This window comes from Runella aurantiaca (assembly GCF_003339505.1).
Taxonomy (GTDB): domain Bacteria; phylum Bacteroidota; class Bacteroidia; order Cytophagales; family Spirosomataceae; genus Runella; species Runella aurantiaca.
Map to the genome: position 1 here is coordinate 137,390 of NZ_QPIW01000006.1, position 12,471 is coordinate 149,860.

Here is a 12,471-nt window from a genome sequence, read left to right on the forward strand (position 1 = left end):
TTCCCACCTCATAAACATCGGTAGCTCTTACGTAAACTTACAGCAGCGTTGGCGGACGCTCGTTGGTAAGGAAAAAGAAAAACCCCGCAGAATGGCGGTTCTGACGGGGCTATTAGCAGTTTTAAATTAGGGATTAACTTAAAACATTACAAATTTATGAAAAAACCATTACACGTCAAGTGCTTTGGCGCGGTTCTTTTAATCTTTGCGTTAAGCAAAACTACTCATGCGCAACTTTCGTTGCAAGGTCAACTCCGAACACGGACCGAACTCAGAGACGGAGTAGGCAACCTTCCCAAAGCGGGCGCAAAGCCTGCGGCCTTCACTTCCCAACGCACCAGCCTCATTTTCGGCTACAAATGGGATCGACTAACGTTTGGTGTAAACGTTCGTGATGTAAGGGTCTGGGGACAAGATGCCGCTTCTATCAATAACACCGACGGCTCAAAGTTATTTCTGCACGAAGCTTGGGCCGAAGTGATTCTGGCCAACAGCGCCGATACAACCCTCAAATTCAAGGCATTCGATAACTTATCTCTTAAAATAGGACGTCAGGAATTAATCTATGATGATGTACGTTTGCTCGGCAATTTGGACTGGCTCCAACAGGGGCGGCGATTTGACATGGCCCTGCTCAAAGCCATGAAAAACGGCTGGCAAATCGACTTGGGCGCGGCCTTCAACCAAAACTCCGACGCCTTTGGTCGAGCGGGCACTTTCTACGCGGCTGGCAATGTCCCCGCCACGGTCGCCAATTCTAAAGGCGCTTTTGTGAGTATTCCGGCCGATTTTATTCCGACTTCAGGCAAAGGTGGCGCACCAGTGTTGGCGTCTCCACTCAGCACCAACGGCCAAAATCAAATGTTCAAATCCATGCAAATGCTTTACGTAAGCCGTAAGTTTGGACAAACAAAATTCTCGGGGCTTTTCTTCAAAGACGATTTTCAGAAGTACCGTATAGACAGCCTCGGTAGCACGGCCAACGGTGTAGTGTATGGCCGTCGGTACGACGTAGAGGGCGTTAATAGTCGCATTACTTATGGAGCCATGCTCACAGGATTGATTGGAAATGCTTCTTCAAAATTAGGTAAAATTGCTTGGCAGGCGTTTGCTTACAAGCAGGGCGGCAAAAATCGCGACGGCCAAAGCCTGAGCGCCTACCACTACGGGGCCAATGTTTCGATTCAGAAAGGCAAATTCTCCTTTGGGCCAGGTTATGAAGTCCTTTCGGGCAACAACACCGTTTCGCCCGACGGCAAAGACCACCGATTTGACCCTCTGTACGGCACTCCGCACAAGCACTGGGGCTACATGGATTATTTCTACGTGGGTACTGGCGCACCTGCTGGTGGTTTAGGAAATGCTTTCTTCAAGACAAAGTACGTGGCTAATCCTAACCTATACTTTACCTTCGACATTCACAATTTTGCCTTGGCCAATGACATGAAAAACGGCTTGGACGCCGCAGGTGGCAAAATCAGCCGTCAGTTGGGCAACGAATTTGATTTTATCCTCAACTACAACCTCAATAAGTTCACCAACGTAGAGTTGGGCTATTGCTACCTAAAAGGCTCCAACAGCCTGGAATATGCGAAATTAGGCACGATGGACAAAGCCAAACACGGTGCCAATTGGGCCTATTTGATGCTCAATATTCGGCCCGATTTCTTCTATACCAAACCCGTAGCGATTAAACAATAATTACGGCAGGACAGACCCTGCCAAGTTTTTGAAACTTGGCAGGTCTTAAAAATCACTTAATCAATTTCACCAAAAGCAAATCACGCGGGCAATAGCCCAGCGACTGCTCTTCCCATGTCTTTATCCAATGAAAACTACCTATAAAATTGTTCTCGCGTCGTTGGCTACCCTTATTTTGTTGGCTGGAATGTCGATGCGCAAAGCCGTGTTGCCCCAAGTAAAATTAGGCTTTATTCCCCTCACCGACTGCGCCCCGCTGGTGGCCGCCAAAGAGTTGGGTCTATTTCAGAAATACGGCGTCGATGTGGTTCTTTCCAAAGAAGCCTCTTGGGCCAACATTCGCGACAAGATACTCAACGGCGAGCTCGACGGCGCACATTGCTTGTTTGGGATGCCTTTCTCGGTCTACACCGGCTTGGGCGGAAAAGCAGGCTCCGAAATGCAGATTGCGATGGTTTTGAACAACAATGGCCAAGGCATCACCCTCTCCAAAGATTTTTGCGGACTGGTCGGTTTCAAAGAAATGAACAAAGTAGCCGCTGCCGTCAAGCAAGTACAAGCCCGCAAAGAAGTAACTTTTGCCATGACTTTTCCAGGCGGCACGCACGATATTTGGCTCCGCAACTGGATGGCCGCAGTAGGCATTAACCAAAAATCAGTGGGGATTATCACGATTCCACCGCCGCAAATGGTTGCCAATATGCGCGTAGACAACATGGAAGGATTCAGCGTGGGCGAACCTTGGAATGGAATGGCGGCGGCCCAAAACATCGGCTTTACGGAGATTGCCAGTCAAGATATTTGGAAACACCACCCCGAAAAAGCGTTGGTTGTCAATAAGCAATTTGCCGCCAAAGAGCGCGAAAACCTCAAAAATGTCATGAAAGCCGTTTTGGAAGCCTGTCAGTGGCTCGACAACATGAGCAACCGCAAAAAAGCGGCTGGCTGGCTTTCCAAACCTTATTACGTCAACGCCGCTTTGCCCGTCATAGAAGCCCGTTTATTGGGTTCCAACGATTTAGGTTGCGAATTGGGCGTTCAGAAATACAAAGACGATTACATGACTTTTTACAATAAAGGTTTTGTCAACACGCCCCGCAAAGTTCACGGAATGTGGTTTTTGGCGCAGTACGTTCGGTTCGGAATGTTGAAATCCAACCCCGATTTTAAGGGTATTGCCGAAAAACTCATCTTGGACGACCTCTACGCCGAAGTAGCCCGCGAAGCCAAAGTCCCCGTCATGACCGACGACATGAAAGCTTTCAAAACCACTTATGATGTGATGTTTGACCCAGGCAACATCTCTGCGTATCTGGCTTCCGCTAAGAAATAATCATGGTATCTCATTGAATATCAATCATTAAAATTACAAAAATGAAGAAATTACTCAATCTACAAACCTACCTCCCATTGCTGTTTGGCATAGGAAGTACGATCATTTTAATCGGCGCTTGGTGGGGCATTTCCCTCCTTACCAACAGCGAAATTCCCTCGCCTCTGATGACTTGGTCGGTCTTTAATGAAATGCTCGCCACTCCTTTCTACGATTACGGTCCCAACGACAAAGGCATAGGAAACCAATTGGTCAGTTCACTTATCCGCGTATTCAGCGGCTTTGGATTGGGCAGCCTCGTAGCCATTCCCCTTGGGTTGCTCATCGGATCCAGCAAAACGGCCTTCCGACTCATCAATCCGATTATCCAGATTTTGCGCCCAGTATCGCCGTTGGCGTGGTTTCCGTTGGGATTGTTGGCGTTCAAAGCCGCCGAGGGTGCAACGATTTTTATCATTTTTGTCACCAGCGTATGGCCTACATTAATCAATACCGCCTTTGGCGTGGCCTCGATTCCGCAAGACCACAAAAACGTGGCGAAGGCCTACGGTTTTTCCCGTTGGAAATACATCACCAAAGTCATCATCCCGTTTGCTTTACCGCACATTATCACGGGGTTACGCCTAAGCATCGGCGTGGCGTGGATGGTGATTGTAGCGGGCGAAATGCTCTCTGGAGGCGTCGGAATTGGCTTTTTTGTGTGGGACAGTTGGAACGCGCTCAGCTTAGAGAAAATCCTCTCGGCCATCTTAATCATCGGCACGGTAGGATTACTGCTCGACAAAGGCTTTGATTGGCTTCAAAAACGATTTGCATTTGCTTAATAAATGGTAGTTGGTGGTCAGTGACCGGTGCTTAGTAAATTACATTTCAAAAGTACCGTCACCAACCACACTCCACTATTCACTAACTACTCATAACATGACTATTCATCCTATCTCCGCTCCCGTCGACTCCGCGAGTGAGTTTCATAAAATCCAATCACGCCCCGCTTCCATTGAAGTAAAAGACATTTCGGTGGCGTTCAAAACCCCCAAAGGCACGTTTACGGCCATCAAAGACATTGATTTGACCATTCAAAAAGGTGAAATCGTGGCACTTATCGGTCATTCTGGCTGTGGTAAATCCACGCTTATGGGCACGATTTCGGGGATGACCCAGCCCACTAACGGCACGGTGATGGCCAATGGTAACGTCGTAAAAGGGCCTGGTCCCGACCGTGGTATTGTTTTCCAAAACTACTCTTTGCTGCCTTGGCTCAGCGTTTATCAAAACATTTACGAAGCCGTTGATTCCGTATTTAAGGGGAAAACATCGGCTGAAAAACGCGAAATCACCGAAGAAAACCTCAAAATGGTCAACCTTTGGCCGCACAAAGACAAGCTTCCGGGTCAACTTTCGGGCGGGATGAAACAACGCGTAGCCATTGCCCGAGCATTTGCCATCAATCCGAGTATTTTGCTGCTCGATGAGCCGTTTGGGGCGTTGGATGCGTTGACCAAAGGCTCCATGCACATTGAACTGCTCAAACTCTGGAACCTTGACAACCGCAACAAAACCATTGTGATGGTAACGCACGACATCGAGGAAGCGATTTTTCTTTCCGACCGCGTGGTGGTCATGAACAACGGCCCCGCCGCCACCATCAAAGAAATCGTTGATGTACGACTTCCACGGCCCCGCAACAAAAAGGATATTGTACATGACCCCGCCTACATGGAGATTCACGACCGTCTAATGGGCTTATTGTTCGATAAGTTTTCGATTGAAGACGATTAATCGGCCAGTACACCACAACAGAAGCAGCGCAAAGCCTGTCAGGACTTCAAAACCTGACAGGTTTTGCATTTTTTGATAAATTATAGAATTGAGTAATTTCTGCAATACTAGTTTCAAAACCAGCCAATTTGAAAATCAATTTTGCATTATGAGCAAAATTAAGTATAAAATTTTGAAGAACTTTGTTATTTTAGTGAAAAATACTCATAAACTACTTTGAGTATACTCGTTTATTTTGTACGTTTGATATACCAAATCGGTGCAGCGTGGCGGCGCTCAACCGATGCAGGTATCCAAGTCCAAATCACAGTCAGTGATCTGTAACAAGCCTTTTCTTTGGGAGGAAAAGACGGGTGAACATTTGTCACGGATTGTGGTAGGCGGCTTTCTACTTTTGCATCGCTTCACGCCTTTACGCCGGCTTTATGTTTTAAACTCAAACAAGCAAGCGTCATGGGTCAACCACTTAACAATCAACCCCTTCCTCAGCTAAACGTATTCAGTTTCAGCGGCGTTCAAATGCGTACGTTCCACATTACGTGGATGACTTTTTTCGTCTGTTTCTTTGGTTGGTTTGGCATAGCTCCACTGATGCCCGCCATTCGGGCCGATTTGGGATTGACCAAGCCTCAGGTAGGAAACACCATCATTGCGGCGGTATCAGCCACTATTTTTGCCCGCCTCATCATCGGAAAGCTCTGCGACAGTTGGGGGCCGCGCAAAACCTATACAGCCTTGCTGTTGATTGGTTCACTACCCGTAATGCTCATCGGTTTGGCGCATGATTACACTTCCTTTTTACTTTTTCGTTTGGCCATCGGCGTCATTGGTGCGTCGTTTGTCATCACGCAGTTTCATACTTCGGCCATGTTTGCCCCAAGCATCAAAGGAACGGCCAATGCCGTAGCTGGTGGCTGGGGTAACCTTGGCGGTGGCATCACACAGTTGGCCATGCCACTCATTATGGCAACCATCATCGGATTTGGGTTTGTCAAAGCCGATGCGTGGCGTTTGGCCATGATTGTTCCAGGGCTGATGATGTTGGTAATGGCCTTTATTTACTGGAAATACACAAAAGATACCCCCGCTGGCAACTACGACGAAATCAACCGTACCGCCGCTGCCAAATCAAGCGTACCGTTTTGGCAAGCCTGCGCCGACGTACGCGTTTGGGCCTTGGCCATCGCCTATGCCTGCTGTTTTGGCATGGAAATTACCTTTGATGGCGTGGCAGCACTTTATTTCTTTGACAACTTCCACATGGAAGAAACCGAAGCTGGTTTTTGGGCCATGCTGTTTGGATTTATGAATATTTTTGCCCGCGCAGTGGGCGGAATTGTGGCCGACAAAATAGGTCAAAAATACGGTATGCGGGGCAAAGGCATCCTGCTGGCTTCGATGTTATTGCTGGAAGGATTAGGAATTTTACTTTTTGCACAATCAGGAAATCTGACCATGGCCATTGTTTCGATGCTCACCTTTGCGATGTTTTTGAAAATGGCCAACGGCGGTACTTATGCTATTGTTCCCTTCATCAACCCCAAAGCCGTCGGGGTAATATCGGGCGTGGTCGGTGCTGGTGGCAACGTGGGAGGGATGCTTATGGGCTTTTTGTTCAAATCACAGTCCATTTCTTACGGACAAGCATTTATGTACATCGGCGGTATCGTCGCGGTGGTGGGCTTGTTATTGTTTTTAGTTAATTTCGGTAGAACGGTGACCATTGAACAGGTCGAAACTGAGCTACAAACGGCGTAACGCTAACCACCTTGTTTATTGTAAGCCTATTATGAAAGGAACAACGGCACATAAAACCACTTGCTGCTACTGCGGCGTCGGCTGCGGGGTAGTGGTTCAGAAAACCCGCGACGGACATATTTCCGTGGAAGGCGACCCTGACCACCCATCGAGCAAAGGGATGCTTTGTTCTAAAGGGCGAAATTTGCACTATACCGTCATGGATACCACAGACCGATTGTTGTATCCTCAAATGCGCCGCAATCGTCAAGCCCCCCTGCAACGGGTTACGTGGGACACGGCACTGGAGCGAGCAGCGGCGGTTTTTAAAACGTTTATCGAAAAATACGGTCCCGATTCGGTAGGCTTTTACGCCTCCGGGCAGTGTTTAACCGAAGAATATTACGTAGTCAATAAGCTCATCAAAGGTTTTATCGGTTCAAATAACCTCGACACCAACTCGCGTCTTTGCATGTCGTCGGCGGTGGTGGGGTACAAAATGGCCTTGGGCGAAGACTCCGTACCATGCAGCTACGAAGACATCGAATTGGCGGATTGCTTTCTGATTGCCGGCTCCAATCCTGCGTGGAACCACCCCATTGTATTTCGACGCATGGAGGCCCACAAAGCTGCCAACCCACGGGTGAAATTTATTGTGGTCGACCCACGCCGCACGGATACCGCTCGCATGGCCGACCTTCACCTGCAAATCAAGCCCGGAACCGACGTGGTGTTGCTCAATGCCATCGCCAAAGGCCTGATTTCGAGAGGATACATTGACGAGCATTTTATCAAAAACCACACAGAAGGCTTCGATACCTACCGCTTACAGGTCAGCGAGCGTGACATGCGCGAAGCGGCCAAAATATGCGGCATCAGCCTCCACGACATTCACCAAGCCGTGGAATACATCGGAAAATCCAAGGGATTTATCTCCATGTGGGCCATGGGTTTCAACCAAAGTGTGATTGGAGTCAACAAAAATCTGGCGTTACTCAATCTTCATTTGATTACGGGGCACATCGGAAAAGCAGGCTCAGGGCCATTTTCATTGACTGGTCAGCCCAACGCCATGGGCGGCCGGGAAGTAGGCGGGCTGTCGAATCTCTTGCCCGCGCATCGCAACTTAGCCGACCCTGCTCACCGGCAGGAAGTAGCCGATTTTTGGGGAGTTCCTGCGCTAAACCCCAAACCAGGATTGACCGCTACCGAGATGTTTGAGGCGCTCAAAGATGGCCGTATGAAAGCCATTTGGATCATGTGTACTAATCCGCTGGTGAGCCTACCCAACGCGCACCTCATAGAAGAAGCCCTGAAGGCCGCCAAGTTTGTGGTGGTGCAGGATGTTTCCAATCGTTCAGATACGGTTGCTTACGCCGACTTAGTTCTCCCCGCTGCCGCATGGGGCGAAAAAACGGGAACCATGACCAACTCAGAGCGACGAGTTTCGTACCTCAGTCAATTCAACGAACCCGTGGGAGAAGCCCTCCCCGACAGCGAAATCATTGTCAAATTTGCCCATAAAATGGGCTTTGGTCACGCCTTTAATTACCGAAATGCGTCAGAAATTTACGACGAGCACGTTCGCCTTACCAAAGGAACCAACGTAGATATCAGCGGACTTTCACACCAGCGGCTACGCACCCAAGGTACCCTGCAATGGCCCGTACCAACGATGGAATCCAACGGCACACCGCGCCTGTTTGCGGATCATCAATTTTATACCCCTTCTCACAAAGCGCAAATCAAAACCATCCCCGACGGCAACCAATCCGAGCCGCTCAGCGATGATTTTCCATTGGTGTTGACCACGGGCCGTATTCGCGACCAGTGGCACACGATGACCAAAACGGGTCGGGTTAATAAACTGAATCAGCACATTCCGAAGGCTTTTTTGGAAATAAACCCCGCTGATGCCCACGAACGCGGCATCAAAGAAGGCGACATTGTCACCATTCAAAACCCACGCGGACAGGTGCAAGTACCCGCCAGAATCACGGAGGATATTCGGCAGGGAGTGGTGTTTTTACCCATGCACTGGGGAAAAATAATTCAAAGTACAGCCGCCCGCGCCAACAACATTACGAGCGATTTGGTTGACCCTTATTCCAAAGAACCTGACTTTAAATATGCGGCGGTTGAAGTAAAGAAATTCAAAAAAATCTGGGAGCGTATCATCGTCGTGGGGGCGGGAGCGGCAGCGTATAAATTCGTAACGGCTCACCGCCAGCACAACCTTACCGACGAAATTCACGTATTCAGCAAAGAGCCGTTTGCATTTTATAACCGCGTGATGCTGCCCGACTATATCAGCGGCGCCATGCGTTGGGAGAAATTGCTCAAAATGCAGGACGACGAGCGGGCCTTGGTGCATCTGTACGAAGGCCTCAGCATTGAGCACATTGACCGTACTCAAAAAACCGTACTTGATTCAAAAGGCAATCTCCATCCCTACGACCGCCTCATCATCGCCACGGGCAGTCGGTCGGCCACGCCCAAAGATTATGATGTATCCTTAGATGGCGTTTTTACGATGCGTACGCGGCAAGATGCCGACGGTTTAACGCGTCATTTGGGCATTGGTCAGGCAAAACACATCGTCATCGTGGGGGGCGGTCTATTGGGCCTAGAATTGGCGGCTTCATTGCGCCAACTGGGCCATCAGGCTACCGTCATTCACCGGGCTTCACGCTTAATGAACCGTCAATTGGACGCCACGGCGAGTACCCTTCTGCACGAAGAACTCAAAGACCGGAGCATTGATATTTATTACAACGACGAAGTTAAATACTTATCGGGTCAACATAACCAAGTCGGTAGCGTTCGCCTCACCTCAGGCCAAGTCATTGACTGTGATGCCGTTGTACTAACGATTGGCACGACGCCCAACGTCGAAATTGCCCGTAAAGCAGGGTTGGATGTACAACGCGGAGTGGTAGTGAATGCCTATCTCCAAACCTCCGACCCAGCCATTTTTGCCATCGGCGAGGTAGCCGAATTTGAGGGACAGCAGTTTGGCATTACGGCCGCCGCTGAGGAGCAGGCCGAAGCATTGTGCGCCTATTTCAATGGCGATATTCAAAGTTATTATCGGCCTACCATTTCCATGAATATTCTAAAAATGGAAGGCTTGGATTTGTGCTCGTTGGGCATGACCGAAATCCCCGCCAATGGGGCTGGTGCCGAGTACGAAGAAGTCCTGTTTATGGACAAACAAAAACGATATTACAAAAAATGTATCATTCACGGCGATAAGCTCGTCGGGGCCATTTTGTTGGGAGATAAATCGGAATTTACAGAATTCAAATCATTGATTCAGCACCAAACCGAACTTTCAGAAAAAAGGCTCAAATTGCTCAGAAGCGGCAAATCTGCCCCTGCACTCAAAGGAAAAACGGTCTGTTCATGCAACAACGTAGGCGACGGCAACCTGCGCGACGCCATCGCGGGCGGTTGTACCGATTTTCAGACGCTTTGTCAACAAACAGGGGCTGGAACGGGCTGCGGGAGCTGTAAACCAGAGGTGAAAGCAATGCTTGAAAGGAGAAGTGAGAAGGCAGAAGCGAGGAGGTAGAAGTGAGAGGTCAGAAGCGAGGAGGTAGGAGGTTCAAAATTGGAAGTAAGAGTATAAAAAATAAATATTGTATAGTGAGAACTTTCAATTTTTGAAAAAGGTTTTGCAATAATTGCCCAAAACGAACGCAACTATGCAACACACTATTTTTCAATCATTTATTAACAACGCCATTGCGGTTTTACAGGAATCAACAGATATGCTCGGCCTTGCGATTGCTGGTTCTTGGATTACCCATGAAACAGATTCGTTTTCAGATTTAGACCTTGTGTTGGTTTCTACCACCAAAATTTCTGATAACCCTGAGCAAATGAAAGCCGTAGCCAATCAACTCGGGACGGTTCTTTCCGCCTTCACGGGAGAGCATGTGGGCGAGACGCGGTTACTAATTTGTTTATACAGCAATCCGCTTCTGCACGTAGACATCAAATTTTTGACGCTAGATGAATTTCATCATCGCGTAGAAAATCCCGTGGTCGTATGGGAGCGCAATCATCAACTGACCAATATCATCCTAAAAACGCCAGCAGTATGGCCTTACCCTGATTATCAATGGATTGAAGACCGATTCTGGGTTTGGATACATTATGCCACGCTGAAGATTGGCCGAGGAGAATTGTTTGAAGCCTTTGATTTTCTTGGCTTTATTCGAATGGTGGTTTTAGGGCCTTTATTACACATCAAAAACGGCAATCAACCGCGCGGTGTCCGAAAAGTGGAAACAAAACTGACTCTAGAGGACTTTGCAGAACTGCGCAAAACGGTAGTCCCCATGACCAAAACCGATTTAGTGGCGGCGCTGTGGAAATCTATCCAACTTTATGAAGATGTACGGAAGCACCTTTTCGACACAAATATTATGCTAAAAGAAGATGCCGCTCAAGAAGTCAAAGTATATTTGCAGAAAGTGGAAAAAATGTAGCACAAGGCGTCCGAATAAATAATCCAAAACCAATGGCTTACCTACGCATTTTAACCCCCGGCGGTGTAGTAACTCCCGACGAACTTCAACAATTGGCGGCTTTGTCGCGGCAATGGGCACTGAGCAAAATGGAAGTAGGATTTCGGCAAGATCTGTTGATTCCATGCACTGATTCCCAACTATCTGCACTCCGTCTGCAACTTGGTTTGCAGGGATTTCAGGTAGAAGAAGCTGTTCCCACTCACCCCAACATTGTTTCGTCGGTGGTGGCGCAGAACATTTTTCCTAAATTATCGTGGTTACGCTCAGGTGATTATCTAGATATTTTGGATTCGTTTGACTTTCTACCTACTCTCAAACTTAACCTCATTGACCCAACGCAGGAGCTGATTCGTCCTTTGACGGGGGAACTCAATTTTGTAGCTTCTCCTACCCCTTCTTTTTGGTATTTAGCAGTCAATTTACCCGCTTTGGGCACCTTACAGGTATGGCCAGAATTGGTTGACGGCGAACAAATCCCCGACTGGGTCCGCGCCATCGAAAATGCCTTAAATGTTCCCGAGCCTATTGATAGTTTTGATGCATTATTTCAAACCGTTACGGCCCGATTTTCGGGACGAACGCGCCGTATTCAGAAAGAATTAAAACTTACGCCCAAGCCATATCCGCACCACGAGGGCATTTATCGTTATGACGAACGCTACTGGATTGGGCTTTATCAGCGCGACAATGAGTTTGAAGCGTCGTTTCTTGACGCCCTCTGTCAGCTTTGCAAAGACACCAAAATCGGCCGTCTCTACCCTACTCCTTTCAAAACGTTTATTGTTCGCGATATTCCGAAAGAAACGATTTATCAATGGGAGAAATTATTGGGTCTTTGGGGCATTCACACGCATTATTCGTCGCTTGAACTCAACTGGCAGCTGCCTGATGCCGATGCCGCCGCACTACGCCTCAAAACCGAACTCGTCGATGCCTTTGAGCGCACCCGGATTCGTACCTCAAGTTTGAGTTTCAGCATCGGACAACGGAATGCCGACACCACCTCCACAATTGTCATTGAGCCGCTTTCGGCCGATTATCAGCGCTTTCGCATTGTCCATTCTCCAGATTTCTTTATCGGGAATACGGAATGGGAAACCTTTGCGGCCGATGTAGCGCGCAAAAATCTCCCCGAAGTGTTGAGGCGTTTGACCCAAAAATATTACGAGCAGTTATCCACCGAAAAAAAAGCAGGGATTATGCGAACAACGGCCACCCTCAAACCCGTGATAACCGAAAAAGTGATGCGGTGCAAACATTGCCTCACCGTGGCCGACGTTGCCTCACCTTTGCCTGCTCTGTACGTATGTTCTACGTGTAATGCCCCCGCGAGTGATTTCATGGAAGTGACGTGGGAGATCATCACGTAATGTGCGAGCTGTG

Annotated in this window: 8 protein-coding genes; all 8 read left to right on the forward strand. The window is 48.4% G+C overall.

Annotated features, from left to right (window positions below):
- Positions 1 to 156 precede the first annotated feature (156 nt).
- Positions 157 to 1,701 (forward strand): alginate export family protein, encoded by a 1,545-nt coding sequence (locus DVG78_RS09910; RefSeq protein ID WP_199563224.1) that lies wholly within the window; start codon positions 157 to 159, stop codon positions 1,699 to 1,701.
- A 127-nt stretch (positions 1,702 to 1,828) separates the two neighbouring features.
- Positions 1,829 to 3,034: a CmpA/NrtA family ABC transporter substrate-binding protein gene (locus DVG78_RS09915; RefSeq protein WP_114460927.1), complete on the forward strand. Its 1,206-nt coding sequence runs from the start codon at positions 1,829 to 1,831 to the stop codon at positions 3,032 to 3,034.
- Positions 3,035 to 3,075: 41 nt separating this feature from the next.
- Positions 3,076 to 3,858, forward strand: coding sequence for a nitrate ABC transporter permease (ntrB, locus tag DVG78_RS09920; RefSeq protein WP_114460928.1), 783 nt, complete (start codon positions 3,076 to 3,078; stop codon positions 3,856 to 3,858).
- 97 nt (positions 3,859 to 3,955) lie between these two features.
- Positions 3,956 to 4,813 carry an ABC transporter ATP-binding protein gene (locus tag DVG78_RS09925; protein ID WP_114460929.1) on the forward strand — a complete coding sequence of 286 codons (858 nt, stop codon included), beginning with the start codon at positions 3,956 to 3,958 and terminating at the stop codon, positions 4,811 to 4,813.
- 453 nt (positions 4,814 to 5,266) lie between these two features.
- Positions 5,267 to 6,571, forward strand: a complete 1,305-nt coding sequence (locus DVG78_RS09930; RefSeq protein WP_114460930.1) for an MFS transporter — start codon at positions 5,267 to 5,269, stop codon at positions 6,569 to 6,571.
- Between the two features lie 31 nt (positions 6,572 to 6,602).
- A complete protein-coding gene (locus DVG78_RS09935) occupies positions 6,603 to 10,124 on the forward strand; it encodes a nitrate reductase (RefSeq protein ID WP_114460931.1) in 3,522 nt (1,173 codons plus the stop codon).
- A gap of 133 nt (positions 10,125 to 10,257) precedes the next feature.
- On the forward strand, positions 10,258 to 11,046 hold the full coding sequence (locus DVG78_RS09940) for a nucleotidyltransferase domain-containing protein (RefSeq protein WP_114460932.1): 789 nt from the start codon (positions 10,258 to 10,260) through the stop codon (positions 11,044 to 11,046).
- Positions 11,047 to 11,078: 32 nt separating this feature from the next.
- A complete protein-coding gene (locus tag DVG78_RS09945) occupies positions 11,079 to 12,458 on the forward strand; it encodes a hypothetical protein (protein ID WP_114460933.1) in 1,380 nt (459 codons plus the stop codon).
- Positions 12,459 to 12,471: the final 13 nt, after the last annotated feature.